Origin of the sequence: Streptomyces sp. A0642 (assembly GCF_004795105.1) — a bacterium.
Taxonomy (GTDB): domain Bacteria; phylum Actinomycetota; class Actinomycetes; order Streptomycetales; family Streptomycetaceae; genus Streptomyces.
Genome location: NZ_SSBL01000002.1, coordinates 26,486 through 43,152, shown reverse-complemented (window position 1 = coordinate 43,152; position 16,667 = coordinate 26,486). Strand labels below are relative to the sequence as shown.

Below are 16,667 nucleotides of genomic sequence, written 5' to 3'. Positions count from 1 at the left end.
CTCCGCCTCCGGAGCAGGGGGTGATCGGGCTGCGTGACGTCTCGCCGAGCGCGGTCGACCCGGCGAGCGGGCCGCCCGTGCGTCTCGGGTCAGGAATGGCTCAGGACGTTGACGACGCGCCCGTTCGGATCGCGTACGAAGAAGCGGCGCACGCCCCATTCCTCGTCGGCCGGGCCGTACACGATCTCCGCGCCGCTCCGGACCACCGCCGCGTGGACCGCGTCCACGTCCTCGACCTCCACGCTCAGGTCCGGGGTGACGGGGCCGGTCCGGTCGGTGGTCATGATGCTGATCTGGGCCGTGGGGTGGGAGGGCGACGCGAGCGTCATGATCCAGCCCTGGTTCATGACCTCCTCGAAGCCCAGCAGCTCGTAGAAGGAGGCGTTGGCCCGCATCGCTGCGGGGGCGTCCCCGGATGCGTCACCGGTACCGGTGGGGATGTTCGGGACTACGCGGCGTACGGACATCGGCGGCTCCTGTCGGCGACGGACGCTGAGCCATCGAGCTTACGGAGCGGGCTGCCGTCCGCAGTACTGCCACGGACAAGGCGGTTGCGTACCGTGCGGTCTGGTTCCGGTGATCATGAGGGGGACGCCGGAGGTCACCGGAGTTCAGTCGGTGGTTTCGGCCTGGCTCGGTACGGTTTCGAGGCTGCGGAGCAGACGCTCACCGCGATCTTCGGCCATATCCAGCGTGGCCAGAACGGCCGGCGTCGAGATGCTCGGCAGCACGTAATGCAGCAGGACCGAGATGCGCCGGCCCAGGTCCTCACGGTTGGACAGGACCTGGGACATCACCTGGATGCCCGAGAAGGATCCCGCCAGCATCTCCGCGGCCTCGCCCGGATCGACGTGGGGCAGCAGCTCGCCCTGCCCCTTGGCGGCCACCAGGAGGTTTTCGAGCCGGTCTATCCAGCCACGGAACGGTGTGCCACGATCGAGGCCCTCCACGGCCTGGTCCATGGCCAGGCCCACGCTGGCCCGCACCAGCGGCTCATGGCGCAGCCGATAGGCGAGGAGCATGCCCTGGTCCACCAGCTCCTGGAGCTTCGTCAGCTGGGGCGGCAGCGGATCGCTGTGCAGCTGTATGTCCATCACCCCGAGCGCGAGGTCTTCCTTCGAGGCGAAGTGGAAGTACAGCGCCCCCTTGGTGGCCCCGGCGCGCGCCAGGATCTCGCTGATGGTCGCGCTGCTGTAGCCGCGCTCGTCGAACACGTCGGCGGCCGCCACCAGGATCGACCTGCGGGTCTGGATCGCGCGCGCCTGCTGTGCCATCAGCTTCTCTCTAAAGGTGGCGTGGGTGGCGCCACAGGGGGTTGGCTGGAAAGGAAAACCGGGCTGTCAGTATCTTACTGCGGGGCGGCTCGGCCCATTCACTCGGATCCTCCTGGGGGAACTTCATGGTTCAGCTCACCTCACGCAGCGCTTCGATGTCGGTGGAGAGCGTCGAGCGGGCCGTACACGCCGCGGGCGCCGGCCGTGCCGAGGACGCCCCCGGCGGCCCGGAGGCGACCGCCGCCTCCGCCGGCGAGGAGCCCGTCCGCAGGGATGGACCGCCCGACCGGCTGAGACAGCTGGTCCACCGGACCGACCCGCTCGACGTCTTCCCCACCGGGCTCACCCGGCTCACCGACACCCAGTTCTCGGTGCCCGCCCACTGGCCTCGGTCCCACCGCTTCTTCGCCCCCGTCGACGGCCGCCACCAGGACCCCCTGCTCATAGCCGAGACCATGCGGCAGACGACGATGCTGATCGCCCACGCCCAGTTCGGGGTGCCGGTCGGCGACGCGTTCGTGATGTGGGAGCTGAGATACACCACCGCGTCGGAACGGCTCGAACTGGGCGAGGACCGCTGGGACGTCACGGTGGACGTCTCCTGCTCCCGGATCCGCCGCCGGGGCCGGAGCCTGGGCTCCATGCATCTCGAACTCCTCCTGCACCGCCAGGGCACCGTGCTCGCCACCGGCGGCGGCCGGATCAGCTGCACCTCCGCCGGGGCGTACCAGCGGCTGCGCGGTCACCGCAGCGCCGTGTTCGACACCCCCATACCCCTCCTGCCCGCCGTCGCACCGCGCACGGTCGGCAGGACCTCCGAGAACGACGTCGTCCTTTCGCCCGGCACGGACCCGGGCACGTGGCTGCTGCGGCTCGACACCCGGCACACGACACTCTTCGGCCGCCCCAACGACCACGTTCCGGGCATCCTCCTGCTGGAAGCGGCCCGGCAGGCCGCGCACGCCGCCACCGGTTCGGTGTTCCTGCCGACGGAGATGCAGGCCGACTTCCTCCAGTACGTGGAGCTGGACCGCCCCTGCCACCTCGAGGCCACCGTGCTCCCGGCCGGCCCCGGCTCGCCCGCCGGAGTGTTCGTGCGCGCTGTTCAGGACGGCGAACCGGCCTTCACCTGCACCCTCCGCTCGCCGCGCAGCGGTGAACCCAGAACGGACGTCTCATGACCCCCCGCATCCTCATCACGGGCGCGACCGGCTTCATCGGCAGCCGGGTGGCCGCCGCCGCGCGCGCGACGCCCGGGGTCCGGCTGCGGCTGATGACCCACCGGAGCGCGCTCGACGTCCCCGCGGACGGGACCGGCCACGAGACGGTCCACGGGGATCTCGCCGACCCCGGATCGCTGCGCGGAAGCTGCGAGGGCGTCGACGCCGTGATCCACTGCGCCTCCCTGATCGGCTCCGACGAGCAGACCGCCCGAGTCGTCAACGACCACGGAACCCGTGCGCTGGTCGACGAGGCCGTACGCAGCGGAGTCGGCCGGATCGTCCAGCTGAGCACCGCCTCCGTCTACGGCCGCGGCCCCTTCACCGGACTGCTTCCGGGCATGGCCGAGCCGGCCCCCGCTTCCACCACCAGCCTGACCCGGGTCGCCGCCGAGCAGCACGTCCTGGCGGCCGGCGGCGCCGTCCTGCGCCCCCACATCGTGCACGGGCCGGGGGACCGGTGGGCGATCCCCGGCCTCGTCGCCCTGCTGCGGTACCTGGCGGCGGCGCCGGCCGGCTGCGACGCCCGCCATTCGCTGATCGACGTGGAGACGCTGGGCCGCACCCTGCTCGGGGCGGCGCTCGCCGCGAAGCCGCCGTCCGGGGTCTACCACGTCAACCATCCCGAGCCGGTGACCTGTTCGGACCTGCTCTCCACGGTGCTCGGCGAACTCCGGCTGCCCTGGGCCGGAACGGAGATCGGCCTCGACGAGGCCCGCCGCCGGCTGGCCGGAGTCCCGTACGCCACGCACCACTTCGAGATGCTGACCCTCGACCACTGGTTCGCCGACGAACGCGTCGGGCAGGAGTTCGGCTGTGCGCCGGGCCCGGACTTCCGGACGTCCTTCGCGGCGCACGCCCCCTGGTACCGGGAGTTCCTCAGCCGCTGAGGCCGGCCCTCACACGCCCGCCGGGCCGGGGATGCGCGTCCCCGTCCCGCTGACCCGGACCCGCGGGTCCCCGGCCCGCAAGGTGACGGTCAGCGTGCCCGGGCGGCCCATGTCCTCACCCTGGTGCAGGGTGAGCGCGGCGGTCTCCGGGACCAGGGACAGGGTGCGCAGGTACGCGCCGAAGGCGGCCGCCGCCGCGCCCGTCGCCGGGTCCTCGACCACACCGCCCACCGGGAACGGGTCGCGGACGTGGAAGACGGTGTCCGAGGCGCGCCACACGAGCTGGAGCGTGGTGAGGTCCAGTCGGTGCATCAGCGCTTCGAGACGCGCGAAGTCGTAGGAGAGGTCGCCCAGTCGCTCCCGGGTCGCGGCGGCCAGCACGAGGTGCCGGGCGCCCGCGTAGGCGATCCTGGGCGGCAGGGCCGGGTCGAGGTCGGCGGCCGGCCAGTCCAGGGCGGCCAGCGCTTCGGCGAGGTCCTGCGGAGCGACGTCCGCGAGGTGCGGTTCCACGCTGGTGAGGGTCGCCCGCAGTTCGCCCCCCTCGCGGACGACGGTGACCGGCACCGTGCCCGCAGCGGTGGCGAACTCCAGGTCCCCGGGACCGTCCCGGTCGGCGAGCGCCAGGGCCGTGGCGACGGTGGCGTGACCGCAGAACGGGACCTCGGCCTTCGGGCTGAAGTAGCGGATCGCGTAACCGCGCGCACCGGGCTCCGAGGCCTCCGCCGGCCCGGTCAGGAAGGCCGACTCGCTGTAGCCGAGCTCCGCCGCGACGGCGAGCATGTCCGCCTCGTCCATACCGGAGGCGTCCAGCACCACCCCGGCCGGATTCCCGCCCGCCGGGTCGGCGGAGAAGGCTGTGTAGCGCAGGACGGCTGTCGCGGAAAGATCAGTCATGCCGACCACAACCGAGCCCCGGCCCGGGGCATTCCCCCCGTCATCCCGCCCGCCCCCTCGCCCGGGCGGGACGGGAGGAATGTCCCGGACCGGGACAGCCCTCAGTGGCAGTTCTTGGTTCCCGTGCCCGACTTCGTCCAGGAGCAGGAGTCCAGGAGCTTGCCGCTCGGCTTGATCAGCCGCGCCTTGTCACCGGTGTTGTTCCAGACGTACGAGCCGCGGTTCCAGTACACGTGACCGGCGCTGTTCTTGGCCTTGCCGGTGTGGACCCTGACGGTCTTGCCCACGCCGATGCTGTAGGAGGGGAAGGTGTAGGTGTACCCGGTGTTGTCCTTGAGCTTGTAGCCCTTCAGCTGCACCTTCGCCCGGGTGTTGTTGTGGATCTCGACCCACTCGGCGTTCAGCGACGTGTTGGACCGGGTGTCCTTGCCGGGGCTGTCGTACTGGATCCTGCCGAGGTGCACCCCGCCCTGGTGCGTGGCGGCCGATACGGGGGCCGCGAGCAGGAGTGAGCCCGCGAGGGCGGTGGTGGCGGCCAGGGCGAGGGGCGCGGCGGTGCGTATGCGCATGGAGTGTGTTCCTCCTGTGGAGTTCCGGTGAAGAGGAACCGAGCATAGGGCAGCACGCGCTTACCGGACCGGGTGGGTGCCTGTCCGGCGCGCATCGGTCGTCCCGAAGGTGAGGGGCGGTCAGTTCTTGTGTCGAGCAAGCCGGTTCCGTGCCCCGGTCGTCGTCAGCCCCGCCCCACGTACGGCATCGCCGTCGCCATCACCGTGGCGAACTGGACGTTCGCCTCAAGGGGCAGCTCCGCCATGTGGACCACCGTCCGCCCCACGTCCGCGGCCGCCATCACCGGCTCCACGGCCAGTTCGCCGTTGGCCTGCAACGTGCCGGTCCGCATCCGTTCGGTCATCTCGGTCGCGGCGTTGCCGATGTCGATCTGTCCGCAGGCGATCCGGTACGGGCGGCCGTCCAGCGACAGCGACTTCGTCAGGCCGGTCATCGCGTGCTTGGTCGCGGTGTAGGCGATGGAGTGCGGGCGCGGCGCGTGGGCGGAGACCGAGCCGTTGTTGATGATGCGCCCGCCCTGCGGCTCCTGCTCCTTCATCTGCCGGTACGCCGCCTGCGCGCACAGGAACGCCCCCGTCAGGTTCACGTCGACCACCGCGCGCCAGTCGTCGTAGGCCAGGTCCTCGACGGGCACGGCCGGCGGCCCGAAGGTGCCCGCGTTGTTGAAGAGCAGATCGAGGCGGCCGAAGCACTCGCGTACGGAGGAGAACAGGGCGGACACGTCGTCCGGGCGGGACACGTCGGCGGGGACGGTGATCACCCGGGCGTCCGCCCCGGCCAGTGCCGCGGTCTCGGTGAGCGGCCCGGGGCGGCGGCCCGCGAGCGCCACCGACCAGCCGGCGCCGGTCAGCGCCAGAGCCACCGCGCGGCCGATACCGGAGCCCGCGCCCGTCACTACGGCCGTCTTCGTCGCGGAGTTCAACAGTTTGTTGCTCATGGTGCGGCAGCGTACGCCCCGGCGGTCCTCCCGGTGCGTTCGCGTCCCGGGGGGTGATTCCCGGTGCGGCACCGGCGATTCCCCGGGGATCGCGCCCAAAGTTGATGATCATGGTTTTGCCGCGTACGCGGAGTTTGCCCCTGGGGATCCATTCCTGCCGCATTCCTCATCCAGGCGACGCCCGTGCGACGTGAGCACGCCAACCCCTGGATGCGCCGGCCCGGTGGACTTCCCCCACATCACCAGTCAGGGGAGGGACAGATGACGCACTCATCGCACCAGCAGGAGTTGCGCGACGCGGCCCGGCACACCGGTCGCCGCCGCTTTCTCACCGTCACCGGAGCCGCCGCCGCACTCGCGTTCTCCGTCGGCCTGCCGGCCGCGGGAGCGGCGAGCGCCGCCGAGCTCGACTCCCGTCGGATCGGCGAGGACCCGTTCACCCTCGGTGTGGCCTCCGGTGACCCGCTGCCCGAATCCGTCCTCCTGTGGACGAGGCTCGCCCCCCGCCCGTTCGAGCCCGACAGCGGACTGCCCGCCGCCCGCATCCAGGTGAGCTGGGAGCTGGCCCGCGACGAACGCTTCCAGCGCGTCGTGCGCCGGGGCACCGCCACCGCGCACCCCGAGTTCCACCACAGCGTCCACGTGGAGGTCAAGGGCCTCGCCCCCGACCGCGTCCTGTACTACCGGTTCCGCACCGGACAGTGGACCAGCCCCGTCGGCCGCACCCGCACCGCCCCCGCCCCGGGCGCCCACAAGCGCGAGCTGAGCCTCGCCGCCGTCTCCTGCCAGGCGTACCACGACGGCTACTTCACCGCGTACAAGCACCTCGCGCAGGAGGACGTCGACGTCGTCTTCCACCTCGGCGACTACCTCTACGAGTACGCCGTCACCGCGACCGGCGGCGCCCGCAACTACACCGACCGCACCCTGCCGGCCCTCTTCAACCGGGAGACGACCACCCTGGAGGACTACCGGCTGCGGTACGCCCTCTACAAGTCCGACCCCGATCTGCGCGCCGCCCACGCCGCGCACCCCTTCGTCGTCACCTGGGACGACCACGAGACCGAGAACAACTACGCGGGCGACACCCCCGAGAACAGCGTGCCGCCCGAGGAGTTCCTGATCCGCCGGGCCGCCGCCTACCGCGCGTACTGGGAGAACCAGCCGCTGCGCACCCCGCAGCGGCCCGACGGACCGGACATGAAGCTCTACCGGCGGCTTCAGTTCGGCCGGCTCGCCCAGTTCGACATCCTGGACACCCGTCAGTACCGCAGCGACCAGGCGTACGGCGACGGCTGGCAGACCCCTGGTCCCGAGTCCGAGGACCCCTCGCGCACCCTGACCGGCGCCGCCCAGGAACGCTGGCTGATCGACGGCTGGCGCCACTCGAAGGCCACGTGGAACGTCGTCCCGCAGCAGGTGACCTTCGCCCGGCGGCGTGACGTCCCGACCGACGCGTACAAGCTGTCCATGGACTCCTGGGACGGCTACCCGGCGTCCCGGGACCGCGTCCTCAAGGGCGCCGAGGCCGCCGGGGTGGACAACCTCATGGTGCTGACCGGCGACGTGCACGTCGGCTACGCCTTCGACCTGAAGCGGGACTTCGACGACCCCGCCTCCCGCACCGTCGGCACCGAGATCGTCGCCACGTCCATCGCCAGCGGCAAGAACGGCTCCGAGAAGCCGGCCAACTGGGCCGCCCTCACGAGCGCCAACCCGCACATGAAGTTCTACAACGGGCGGCGCGGATACGCCCTCGTCACGCTCCAGGAGGGCCAGGCGCGCGCCGACTACCGCACGGTGCCGGCCGTCACCACGCCCGGCGCCCCCGTAACGACGGCCGCCTCGTTCGTCACGGAGGTGGGCAACCAGGGCCTGACCCCTGCCTGACCCCGGCCTGGTCCTCAGGGCCTCAGGACGCCAGGCCGTCCACGGGGTAGCGGACGCCGATGCGCTCACGTACCGCGTCGAGCGTCCGCATCACCGCGAGCGAACCGTCCAGCGGCACCAGCGGCGACTCCGTCTCGCCGGCCCGGACCGCGCGCATCACCTCGGCCGCCTCGAACTGCATCCCCGTCAGACCCTGCGGCCCCGGACCGGAGCTGATCTCCTCCGGCTCCGCGCCCGCCCGGTGCAGGACGAAGCTCTGCGGATAGAAGAAGCTCTGCGGGAAGTCGATCCGGCCGGCCGTCCCGATGACCGTGGCGGCCGTCGGGTGGTGCCCGACGAGCGAGCAGGACAGCAGGGCGTTCGCGCCCGACTCCCAGCCCAGCAGCATGCCGGTGTTCAGGTCGACGCCCTCCGGCGACAGCAGCGCGTCGGCCTGCACCCGGTCCGGCTCGCCCAGCGCCAGGTGCGCGAACGACACCGGGTAGACCCCCAGGTCCAGCAACGCCCCGCCGCCCAGCGCGGGGTCACGCAGCCGGTGCCCGGCGTCGATGTCACCCGCGAAGCCGAAGTCGGCCTGCACGCTGCGGACTTCACCGATCGCCCCGTCCCGCACCAGCTCCGTCATCCGCCGGATGACCGGGTTGCAGTACGTCCACATCGCCTCCATCAGGAAGAGACCGCGGTCCCGGGCGAGCTTCACGAGCTCCCGGGCCTCGCGCTCGTTGATCGTGAACGCCTTCTCGCACAGCACGTGCTTCCCGGCCTCCAGGGCGAGGGCGGCCGCCTCCCGGTGCGCGGAGTGCGGTGTGGCCACGTACACCACGTCGACCTCCTCGTCGGCGACGAGCCCCGCCCAGCTCCCGTACGCCCGAGGTATCCCGAACCGCTCCGCGAACGCCTGCGCCGAGGCGTCCGTACGGGAGGCCACGGCCACCACCTCCGCATCGGGCATCGCCTGCAGGTCAGCGGTGAAAGTCGCCGCGATCCCACCTGTCGCCAGCACGCCCCAACGGACAGTCCTGCTCATGCACGCTCCCACAAAAGGTGTCGACCATTCCGGCTGAGCTGAGAGCATAGAGGCGGATTCCACAACTATGGAGATGAGAATGCCGGAGAGCGGCGTCAGCCGAGCCCAGCAGATACCCACGCCCGACACCGGGGCCGGACTTCCCGTCACGCCCGTCCCCCTTCCTCCCGGCCCCGCCGCCACCACCCGGCGCACCGGACTCCTCGTCACCCTGGTCCTCGGCGGACTGACCGCGCTCCCGCCGCTGTCCATGGACATGTACCTCCCGGCGCTCCCCGCCGTCACCGACTCGCTGCACGCACCCGCCGCCACGGTCCAGCTCACCCTGACCGCCTGCCTCACCGGCATGGCCCTCGGCCAGGTCGTCGTCGGCCCGATGAGCGACCGCTGGGGCCGGCGCCGCCCGCTGCTCCTCGGGATGATCGTCTACGTACTCGCCACGGCGATCTGCGTCTTCGCCCCGACCGCCGAACTCCTCATCGGCTTCCGGTTGCTGCAGGGTCTCGCCGGCGCGGCCGGCATCGTCATCGCCCGGGCCGTCGTGCGCGACCTGTACGAGGGCGAGGACATGGCGAGGTTCTTCTCGACGCTGATGCTGATCTCCGGCGTCGCGCCCGTCATCGCCCCCGTCATCGGCGGACAGGTCCTGAGGATCACCGACTGGCGGGGCATCTTCGCCGTCCTCACCGTCATCGGCCTCCTGCTCACCCTCGTCGTCCGGAAGTGGCTGCACGAGACGCTGCCGCCCGCGGAACGCCACACCGGCGGCATCGGGGAGGCGCTGCGCACCATGCGCGGGCTGCTCGCCGACCGCGTCTTCAGCGGCTACATGATCGCGGGCAGCCTCGCCTTCGCCGCGCTCTTCGCGTACGTGAGCGCCTCTCCGTTCGTCGTGCAGGAGATCTACGGCGCCTCGCCCCAGACGTTCAGCCTGCTCTTCGGCATCAACTCCATCGGGCTGATCACCGTCGGCCAGATCAACGGCAAGATCCTCGTCGGCCGGGTCAGCCTCGACAAGGCGCTCGGCTTCGGGCTCGCGGTCATCGTGCTCGCCGCGACGGCGCTGCTGCTGATGACGTCCGGGGTCTTCGGGAAGGTTGGGCTCGTGCCGGTGGCGACCGGCCTGTTCGTCCTGATGTCGGCGATGGGCCTGGCGATGCCGAACACCAACACCCAGGCGCTGATGCGCACCAAGCACGCCGCCGGTTCCGCCTCCGCGCTGCTCGGCACCTCGCAGTTCATGATCGGCGCCGTGGCCTCGCCGCTCGTCGGCATCGCGGGGGAGGCGACGGCCGTCCCGATGGCCGTGGTGCAGCTGGTGTGCGCCGTGGGCGCGATGGCGTGCTTCCTCGGTCTGTGCCGGCCCTGGCAGCGGGCCGGAGACCGAACGGCCGGTCCGTCCGCCTCCGGGGGTCAGTCCGCCCGGGGGTAGCCGATCAGGTGCAGCCGGTCCTTGTCGTCGGACCAGCGGAACAGCCCGATCCCCTCGGCGCCCTCCGCGCCGGGCATCCGCACGTTCGGCGCCAGCATCTCGGTCGACCCCGTCGAGACGTCGGCCTCGACGGGGAAGCCGCCCCCGGCCAGCGCGTCCGCCGCGTTGCGCACCCTCGTCGCCCCGTACGCCGTTCCGCTGTCGGTCACGGACGCCAGGGCGAGCGTCCTGGACCCCTCGGTGTCCTCGAAGCAGAAGCCCTTCCCGGCCTCCAGGTCGAACGCGAGGTTCCCGGCCACCAGATAGCCGCCCGACGGTGAGACCACCGCCTGCGGGTACTGGCCCGGCGCGATCGCCGGCTTGTGGCACTGGACGGAGACCAGGGCCTTGCCCGTCTCCGTGTCGTGCACGGTCCACAGGTCGTGGGTGGCGGCGCGCTTCGATCCCTTGGCGAGCTGCCACTTCGCCAGCAGCACGCCGGGGGACACGGACGTGGGGACGCCGCTCCGCGGGTCGGCGCCCGCGGGCGCCACGTTCCGGCTGAACCAGCCGCCCTGCACCCAGAACTCCCGGGCCCCGCTCACCAGCAGGCCCTTCGACGTCAGCCCGCGCACCTCCGTGAGCTGCTTGCAGGACGCGCAGCCCTTGGGGTACTTCAGCGCCTTGGCGGGGACCCTGGTGATCCTCCCCGTCGCCGGGTCCACCACCGCGCTCGTCGTCCCGCCGTCACCGATCACGATCCCGGGGCCGGTGGCGGTGACGGTCGGCGCCGTGGCCCACGGCACCTCGACGCGCTGCCGGCCGCCGTCCTCCACGGTGTACACGTCGAGCGAGACGATCCGGTCGGCGGGCGCCGGCGCGTCCTCGCCCACCTTTCCGTACGACCAGGTCACGAAGTACTCCCGGCCGTCCGCGGTGACGGTGAGCAGCTTCGGGAAGTGCGCGGCGGCCGGCGGGCGCCAGGCGTCCCCGCTCCAGCCGGCCCGCCCGGTCTCCGAGTCGATGGTCCGCAGCCGGTACTCGCCCTCGGCCGTCCGCACCAGATAGCCGAGGCGTCCCGTGGTCCGCGAGAGCGCGTAGTCGGGAGAGGTGTCGACGAGCTCCCAGCCGCGCCGGGTCGTGTAGGCGGGCGGGACGGTCAGCTGCGTCGCCGGGCCCGTGCTCTTCTTCGGCTTCGCCGGCGGGGCGGCGTCCTTCCCGCCGCCTCCGCAGGTGGCGAGCAGGAGCAGCAGGGCCAGTACCAGCACCCCGCCCACGAGAGCCAGGCGCACCGCCCTCTGCCGCGTGGACCCGCCGCCGGCCGGAGCCAGGCGCGCGAACTTCAGTCTCATGGTCCCCCCGGTGAGCCGTGCCCCGTCCTCGCGCCGGTCAGCGTAGCAACTGGTGCGGAGGCCCCAGGCCGACCGGCCCCCGGGGGGCGGCGTCGCGGGGCCGGGCACGCGCACCTGCGGCGTTGTGGTCCCTCACCCGGGCTCCTCCCCGCTCCCGACCGCCGCCGCGCCGCTGCACGCACCGGGCCCCGCTCCTGCATCCACCCCCCATGTGACGCTCGTTCCGTCGCCGTTCTGTCGCGATGCCGTACGGACCCCGGGCCGCACGCGTGCGCCTACAATTCCTCGGTGAACGCCACCCTCCCCACCGCGGAAGCCCTGCGCGCCGCCCTGGCCGCACTCCTCGACGGGCTGCCGCCCAAGCAGGCCACCCAGGCCGTCGACCGGCTCATCGCCAACTACCGGGGAACCACTCCCACCGGCGCCCCGCTGCTCCGCGACCGTTCGGACGTCGCCGCGTACGCCGCGTACCGGATGCCCGCGACCTTCGAGGCGGTACGATCCGCCCTCGACGCCCTGCGCGACGCCGCCCCCGAGTGGGCGCCGGCCACGCACACCGACGTCGGCGGTGGCACCGGCGCGGCGAGCTGGGCGGTCGCCGGGGCCTGGGACGGGCCCCGGACCACCGTCCTGGACTGGGCCGAGCCGGCCCTGGAGCTGGGCCGGGAACTGGCCGGGGTCTCCGGCCTCCCCGGCCTGCGCGCCGCCCAGTGGCAACGGGCGAGGATCGGTAAGGACCTCGCTCTGGACGCCGCCGACCTGGTGACCGTCTCGTACGTGCTGGGCGAGCTCACGCCCGAGGCCCGGACCGCGCTCGTCGACGCCGCGGCCCGTGCCGCGCAGGCCGTCGTGGTCGTCGAGCCGGGCACCCCCGACGGCTACGCCCGCGTCATCGAGGCCCGGGACCGGCTGATCGCCGCAGGGCTCACCGTCGCCGCGCCCTGCCCGCACAGCGACGCCTGCCCCATCGAGCCGGGCACGGACTGGTGCCACTTCTCGGCCCGGGTCAGCCGCTCCTCGCTGCACCGGAAGGTGAAGGGCGGCTCACTGCCGTACGAGGACGAGAAGTTCAGCTACGTCGTCGCCACCCGCTTCACCCCCCGGCCCGTGGAGGCGCGGGTCACGCGCCGGCCGCAGATCCGCAAGGGCCAGGTACTGCTGGAGCTCTGCACCCGGGACGAGGCGCTGCGGCGCGCGACGGTCACCAAGCGGCACGGCGAGCTGTACCGCGCCGCCCGGGACGCCGACTGGGGCGACGCCTGGCCGCCCCCGCAGGAGATGCCCTAGGCGTGTTTCGAAAGTAGCGCCGTCCGCCCGAAGGGCGGGCGGGACTTTCAAAACACGCCCTAAGGCCGCAGCTCCTGCGTGCAGCACTTCACGCTGCCGCCGCCCTTGAGCAGTTCCCCGAGATCCATCGGGACGGGCTCGAAGCCGCGCTCGCGCAGTGGGTCGAACAGGCCCGTGGCGGCCTGCGGCAGCAGGACGTGGAGTCCGTCGCTCACCGCGTTCAGCCCGAGTGCGGCGGCGTCCGCCTCGTCGGCGATCAGCGCGTCCGGGAAGAGACGTGCCAGCACGGCCCGGCTGCCCGGTGAGAAGGCGCCCGGGTAGTACATGATCTCGCCGGCCGCTTCGTCGAGGACGCTCAGCGCCGTGTCCAGGTGGTAGTAGCGCGGGTCGACCAGATCCAGCCCGATCACCGGCCGCCCGAAGAACTCCTGCGCCTCGCCGTGCGAGAGCGGGCTGGACCGGAAGCCGCGCCCCGCCAGCACGTACGAGGAGGTGACCGCGAAATCGCCCTCGCCCTCGTTGACGTGGGCGGGCTCCTGGATCTCGGTGAAGCCGTGGCCGTGGAACCAGTCGCGGTGGGCGGCCGCTTCCGGGAACCGTTCCTGGTACGCGAACCGGGCCCCCAGGACCCGGCCGTCGACGACGGTGGCCCCGTTGGCGGCGAAGACCATGTCCGGCAGGTCCGGGTCGGGCGTGAGCAGCTCGACGGTGTGGCCGAAGGCACGGTAGCGGTCGCGCAGGTCCTCCCACTGGGTCTGCGCCAGCGGGAGGTCGACGGGTTTGGTGGGGTCCATCCACGGGTTGATGGAATACGTCACCTTGAAGTGCGTCGGGGGGCACATCAGGTAGCGGCGGGGTGTGGCTTCACGAGGCAACGAGGGCTCCTCACGAATCGTCGCGGCGGCATTGGTGGCCGCTGCGGCCGGTGCGTCGCACGGGTGTGTGCGTGAGCCCATGGTGCGCCGTCCGGGGCCGCGGGCACAGTGGACCGATCGGGTGGTTCCGTACAGCTGTGTGACGTGTGACCGGCCCGTCGCCCCTGAGGGTGGGGGACACCCCCTTCCGGGCCTCCGATCACCGCACATTCGCCCGCCATTTCCTGGCAATAAGTGCGATAACGGACACGTCGGGTCATCGGTCACGGTACCCCGCTTCAGGACTCTGGCCACCCCGAGCGCAGGATGGTGGGACCATGGGCAGGGGCAACGCTTGAGGTAAGGGGATAGATGGGCACCGATTTCAGCCGTGCTCGCGGCTCAGAGAGCAGGATTTCCCACTGGCTGCGCCGACGGCCCAAGCCGCAGCAGGGTGATGCCGACGGCACCGCGCGAGTGGAGCTGCTCCTGGCGGTCGCCGAGGCCGGGATGCCGATCGCGCCCGCCGCCCACCCCGTCGGTTACCGATGTTCGTGTGAACGCGTCGGATGTCCCACCCCCGCCAGGCACCCCCTCTCCTTCGCCTGGCAGACGCAGTCCACGACGGACCGCGCCCAGATCGAGCGCTGGGCCGGCAGCCAGCCGCACGCCAACTTCATCACGGCGACCGGCCTGATCCATGACGTCCTCGACGTCCCGCTGTCGGCCGGCACGCAGGCGCTGGAGCGGCTCCTCGCCGCCGGGATCGACGTGGGCCCGGTGGCCACGTCCGGCGACGACCGGATGCTCTTCTTCACCGCGACGCGCGGCACGCCGGAGGACGAGGACGAGTGGTGGCCGTGCGAGCTGGACTGCCACCCCGAGACGATGGACGAGCACCCCGGGCTCCGGTGGCACTGCCGGGGCAGCTATGTGCTGCTGCCGCCGGCCAAGCTCCCCGGTGAGCTGGACGTCAGCTGGGTGCGCGGCCCGGAGAATCCGCTGCCCGACCCGCTGACCCTGCTGGAGACGCTGACGGACGCGTGCGCGCGTTTCGTGGGATCCGCGGAGCAGAGCGACGTCGACCACGAGTCGGTGGCCTGGCCGCTGAGCCGGTAACCGGGACGCGGACCGGCGAGGGCCCCCCACCGCGGGGAGAGCCCTCGGACGGCCGCCCGAGAAGTCCGCCGGGCGGACGGAAGCCCTCAGGAACCCTTCGCCGCCGTCAGGCCCGGCACCCGGTTCAGCATGATCACCTTGCCGGTGCCGGCGCCCTTCTTCGGCACGTACACCAGCTGGCTGGAGACCCGCTCCTTCGTGAGCGTGGTCCGTACCTCGCCCGTCATCAGCGCCGCGACGTCCCGGGAGACCGCCGGCCGCAGACCCTGCGCGGCGGTCTGCTGCTCGAAGTGCTTGCTGCTGAAGAAGACGAGCGCGCCACCGTCGGCCGTCTCCACTCCGAGCGGCCCGAACGCCCCGCTGTTCAGTGGCTGGTCGACGTACTGGTACGAGAACCCGGCCCGCCGGGTGTTCAGGCGCGTGGTGCGCCAGAGCGAGGTGGACGTTCCCGGGGCGAACACGTCCGGCGTGCCCTTCTGGAGGTACTGCGTGTACTGGGCGCCCAAGTCCTCCGGGGCCACCGCGAGTCCGCCGCTGTCGGCGGGCACCGGTGTGGCCCGCCCCTCGCCGTCCTTCACGAAGTCGGGGAGCTGGGGCGGGGTGACGACCGACAGGTAGGCGGCCTTCCACCCGGCGTCGGGACCGGACTTGAGGAACGCGAACAGCCAGCGGGTGTCCTGCTTCCCGCCGTCCTGATCACGGTTGGAGTCCGTGTCCGCGAGGAACCACCTCGGCCACCCGGCCTTCTTCGGGATGACGTAGTGCGTGTCGGTCAGTTCCAGCGGCCGGTGGTTCGCGTTGCCCTGCGGGTTGTTCTTCTGCCGGGCCCGCAGACCCGCCTGGTTGATCGCGCCCAGCGCACCGGTGACCTGGTCCGCGTCCAGCGCGGGATCGTAGGCCTTGTCCGCCGCGTTGTACGCGCTGGTGAAGTCCGCCAGCGCCCGCGCGGCCTCAGACCGCGTCGCCGCCGGGACGACTTCCAGCTCGCCGTGCACCGTCACGCACCCGCTCGCCGTCATACTCAGCATCGTCACTGCCGCGAGCACCGTCGCCGGCCGAACCGGCCTCAGGCTTCTCATCCGTTGCTTTCCGCGCCTTCTGATCCGTCGCCCCCACCGCAGGGCCCTCTGACCGTCCGAACCCTACCGGGGCGAGGAACAGCGCGAGGGTGGGGATCAGATACAGCGCCCACACCGTGATCTGCAGAACGGTCGGATCCGGCTGGAAGTTGAACGTCCCCTTCAGCAGCGTGCCGTACCAGCTGTCCGGCGGGATCGTGGCGCTGATGTCGAACGCCCGGTCGCGCAGACCGCCGATGAACTCGGCCTCCTGCAGGTCGTGGACGCCGTACGCGAGCACGCCCGCCGCGACGACCACCAGCATGCCGCCGGTCCAGGTGAAGAACTTCGCCAGGTTGATCCTCAACGCCCCGCGGTAGAACAGCCACCCCAGCACCACGGCGGTGAGGATGCCGAGCAGCGCGCCGATCATGGGATGCCAGCCGTCGTCCGCGGCGTGCACCGCACGCCAGACGAACAGCGAGGTCTCCAGCCCCTCACGGCCCACGGCGAGCAGTGCCGTGGCGACCAGGGCGCCGGTGCCCATCGCGAGCGCCGCGTCGAGCTTTCCGTGCAGCTCCGCCTTGAGATGCCGCGCGGTGCGCCGCATCCAGAAGACCATCCAGGTCACCAGGCCGACCGAGAGGATCGACAGCGAACCGCCCAGCGCCTCCTGGGCCTTGAACGTCATCTCCTGCGAACCGAATTCGAGGCCGGCGCCGAAGGCCAGACTGACGACGACCGCGATGCCGACACCGGTCCAGATCGGCAGCAGCTTGTGCCGGTTGCCGGTCTTCACCAGGTACGCGATGAGAATGCAGACGACCAGGCTGGCCTCGAGGCCCTCGCGCAGGCCGATCAGGAAGTTACTGAACACGTTTCGG

Annotated in this window: 16 protein-coding genes; 6 read left to right on the top strand and 10 right to left on the bottom strand. The window is 71.9% G+C overall.

What is annotated here, in order from left to right; genetic code table 11:
- Positions 1-89: 89 nt before the first annotated feature.
- Positions 90-467, bottom strand: coding sequence for a VOC family protein (locus tag E6R60_RS03735; RefSeq protein ID WP_136324957.1), 378 nt, complete (start codon positions 465-467; stop codon positions 90-92).
- Positions 468-611: 144 nt separating this feature from the next.
- The gene (locus E6R60_RS03730) at positions 612-1,274 is read right to left on the bottom strand and encodes a ScbR family autoregulator-binding transcription factor (protein ID WP_136324956.1); all 663 of its coding nucleotides are present in this window, start codon (positions 1,272-1,274) and stop codon (positions 612-614) included.
- 125 nt (positions 1,275-1,399) lie between these two features.
- Here E6R60_RS03730 and E6R60_RS03725 point away from each other — a divergent pair, with 125 nt between their 5' ends.
- Both E6R60_RS03725 and E6R60_RS03720 read left to right on the top strand, forming a co-directional pair.
- Positions 1,400-2,455, top strand: coding sequence for a ScbA/BarX family gamma-butyrolactone biosynthesis protein (locus E6R60_RS03725; RefSeq protein WP_240802382.1), 1,056 nt, complete (start codon positions 1,400-1,402; stop codon positions 2,453-2,455).
- On the top strand, positions 2,452-3,384 hold the full coding sequence (locus E6R60_RS03720) for an NAD-dependent epimerase/dehydratase family protein (RefSeq protein WP_136324955.1): 933 nt from the start codon (positions 2,452-2,454) through the stop codon (positions 3,382-3,384). The genes E6R60_RS03725 and E6R60_RS03720 overlap by 4 nt, the downstream gene beginning before the upstream one ends.
- 9 nt (positions 3,385-3,393) lie before the next feature.
- On the opposite strand, the gene E6R60_RS03715 is transcribed toward E6R60_RS03720, so the two are convergent.
- From E6R60_RS03715 to E6R60_RS03705, 3 genes are all read right to left on the bottom strand, one after another.
- Positions 3,394-4,278, bottom strand: coding sequence for a PhzF family phenazine biosynthesis isomerase (locus tag E6R60_RS03715; RefSeq protein WP_136324954.1), 885 nt, complete (start codon positions 4,276-4,278; stop codon positions 3,394-3,396).
- A gap of 101 nt (positions 4,279-4,379) precedes the next feature.
- On the bottom strand, positions 4,380-4,847 hold the full coding sequence (locus tag E6R60_RS03710) for a lamin tail domain-containing protein (RefSeq protein WP_136324953.1): 468 nt from the start codon (positions 4,845-4,847) through the stop codon (positions 4,380-4,382).
- Between the two features lie 164 nt (positions 4,848-5,011).
- Positions 5,012-5,785, bottom strand: coding sequence for an SDR family oxidoreductase (locus E6R60_RS03705; RefSeq protein ID WP_136324952.1), 774 nt, complete (start codon positions 5,783-5,785; stop codon positions 5,012-5,014).
- A 261-nt stretch (positions 5,786-6,046) separates the two neighbouring features.
- Between E6R60_RS03705 and E6R60_RS03700 the strand changes: the two genes are divergently transcribed.
- Entirely contained in the window at positions 6,047-7,675 is a 1,629-nt protein-coding gene (locus tag E6R60_RS03700) for an alkaline phosphatase D family protein (protein WP_136324951.1), read from the top strand.
- 22 nt (positions 7,676-7,697) lie between these two features.
- On the opposite strand, the gene E6R60_RS03695 is transcribed toward E6R60_RS03700, so the two are convergent.
- Complete coding sequence (locus E6R60_RS03695) at positions 7,698-8,702, bottom strand: Gfo/Idh/MocA family oxidoreductase (RefSeq protein WP_206309309.1); 1,005 nt, start codon at positions 8,700-8,702, stop codon at positions 7,698-7,700.
- A 79-nt stretch (positions 8,703-8,781) separates the two neighbouring features.
- Here E6R60_RS03695 and E6R60_RS03690 point away from each other — a divergent pair, with 79 nt between their 5' ends.
- Positions 8,782-10,134 carry a multidrug effflux MFS transporter gene (locus E6R60_RS03690; RefSeq protein WP_136324950.1) on the top strand — a complete coding sequence of 451 codons (1,353 nt, stop codon included), beginning with the start codon at positions 8,782-8,784 and terminating at the stop codon, positions 10,132-10,134.
- Here the strand turns inward: E6R60_RS03690 and E6R60_RS03685 are convergent.
- Positions 10,116-11,465: a hypothetical protein gene (locus tag E6R60_RS03685; RefSeq protein WP_206309308.1), complete on the bottom strand. Its 1,350-nt coding sequence runs from the start codon at positions 11,463-11,465 to the stop codon at positions 10,116-10,118. The two genes, E6R60_RS03690 and E6R60_RS03685, sit on opposite strands and share 19 nt — an antisense overlap.
- A 288-nt stretch (positions 11,466-11,753) precedes the next feature.
- On the opposite strand from E6R60_RS03685, the gene E6R60_RS03680 reads away from it, so the two are divergent.
- Complete coding sequence (locus E6R60_RS03680; RefSeq protein ID WP_136324949.1) at positions 11,754-12,752, top strand: small ribosomal subunit Rsm22 family protein; 999 nt, start codon at positions 11,754-11,756, stop codon at positions 12,750-12,752.
- Positions 12,753-12,811: 59 nt separating this feature from the next.
- Here E6R60_RS03680 and ddaH read toward each other — a convergent pair whose 3' ends face one another.
- On the bottom strand, positions 12,812-13,627 hold the full coding sequence (ddaH, locus tag E6R60_RS03675) for a dimethylargininase (RefSeq protein WP_136324948.1): 816 nt from the start codon (positions 13,625-13,627) through the stop codon (positions 12,812-12,814).
- A gap of 351 nt (positions 13,628-13,978) precedes the next feature.
- Here ddaH and E6R60_RS03670 point away from each other — a divergent pair, with 351 nt between their 5' ends.
- On the top strand, positions 13,979-14,725 hold the full coding sequence (locus E6R60_RS03670) for a bifunctional DNA primase/polymerase (protein ID WP_136324947.1): 747 nt from the start codon (positions 13,979-13,981) through the stop codon (positions 14,723-14,725).
- Positions 14,726-14,811: 86 nt separating this feature from the next.
- Here the strand turns inward: E6R60_RS03670 and E6R60_RS03665 are convergent, their stop codons facing one another.
- The gene (locus E6R60_RS03665; protein ID WP_240802381.1) at positions 14,812-15,744 is read right to left on the bottom strand and encodes a hypothetical protein; all 933 of its coding nucleotides are present in this window, start codon (positions 15,742-15,744) and stop codon (positions 14,812-14,814) included.
- Positions 15,677-16,660, bottom strand: a complete 984-nt coding sequence (efeU, locus tag E6R60_RS03660; protein ID WP_136324946.1) for an iron uptake transporter permease EfeU — start codon at positions 16,658-16,660, stop codon at positions 15,677-15,679. The genes E6R60_RS03665 and efeU overlap by 68 nt, the downstream gene beginning before the upstream one ends.
- Positions 16,661-16,667: the final 7 nt, after the last annotated feature.

Bases quoted from the DNA above. Each gene is read 5' to 3' on its own strand.
- E6R60_RS03730 (WP_136324956.1), bottom strand. From the start codon at position 1,274: ATGGCACAGCAGGCGCGCGCGATCCAGACCCGCAGGTCGATCCTGGTG.
- E6R60_RS03665 (WP_240802381.1), bottom strand. From the start codon at position 15,744: ATGACGGCGAGCGGGTGCGTGACGGTGCACGGCGAGCTGGAAGTCGTC.
- E6R60_RS03685 (WP_206309308.1), bottom strand. From the start codon at position 11,465: ATGAGACTGAAGTTCGCGCGCCTGGCTCCGGCCGGCGGCGGGTCCACG.
- E6R60_RS03695 (WP_206309309.1), bottom strand. From the start codon at position 8,702: ATGAGCAGGACTGTCCGTTGGGGCGTGCTGGCGACAGGTGGGATCGCG.
- E6R60_RS03700 (WP_136324951.1), top strand. From the start codon at position 6,047: ATGACGCACTCATCGCACCAGCAGGAGTTGCGCGACGCGGCCCGGCAC.
- E6R60_RS03725 (WP_240802382.1), top strand. From the start codon at position 1,400: ATGGTTCAGCTCACCTCACGCAGCGCTTCGATGTCGGTGGAGAGCGTC.
- E6R60_RS03670 (WP_136324947.1), top strand. From the start codon at position 13,979: ATGGGCACCGATTTCAGCCGTGCTCGCGGCTCAGAGAGCAGGATTTCC.
- E6R60_RS03705 (WP_136324952.1), bottom strand. From the start codon at position 5,785: ATGAGCAACAAACTGTTGAACTCCGCGACGAAGACGGCCGTAGTGACG.
- E6R60_RS03720 (WP_136324955.1), top strand. From the start codon at position 2,452: ATGACCCCCCGCATCCTCATCACGGGCGCGACCGGCTTCATCGGCAGC.
- E6R60_RS03735 (WP_136324957.1), bottom strand. From the start codon at position 467: ATGTCCGTACGCCGCGTAGTCCCGAACATCCCCACCGGTACCGGTGAC.
- E6R60_RS03690 (WP_136324950.1), top strand. From the start codon at position 8,782: ATGCCGGAGAGCGGCGTCAGCCGAGCCCAGCAGATACCCACGCCCGAC.
- E6R60_RS03710 (WP_136324953.1), bottom strand. From the start codon at position 4,847: ATGCGCATACGCACCGCCGCGCCCCTCGCCCTGGCCGCCACCACCGCC.
- E6R60_RS03715 (WP_136324954.1), bottom strand. From the start codon at position 4,278: ATGACTGATCTTTCCGCGACAGCCGTCCTGCGCTACACAGCCTTCTCC.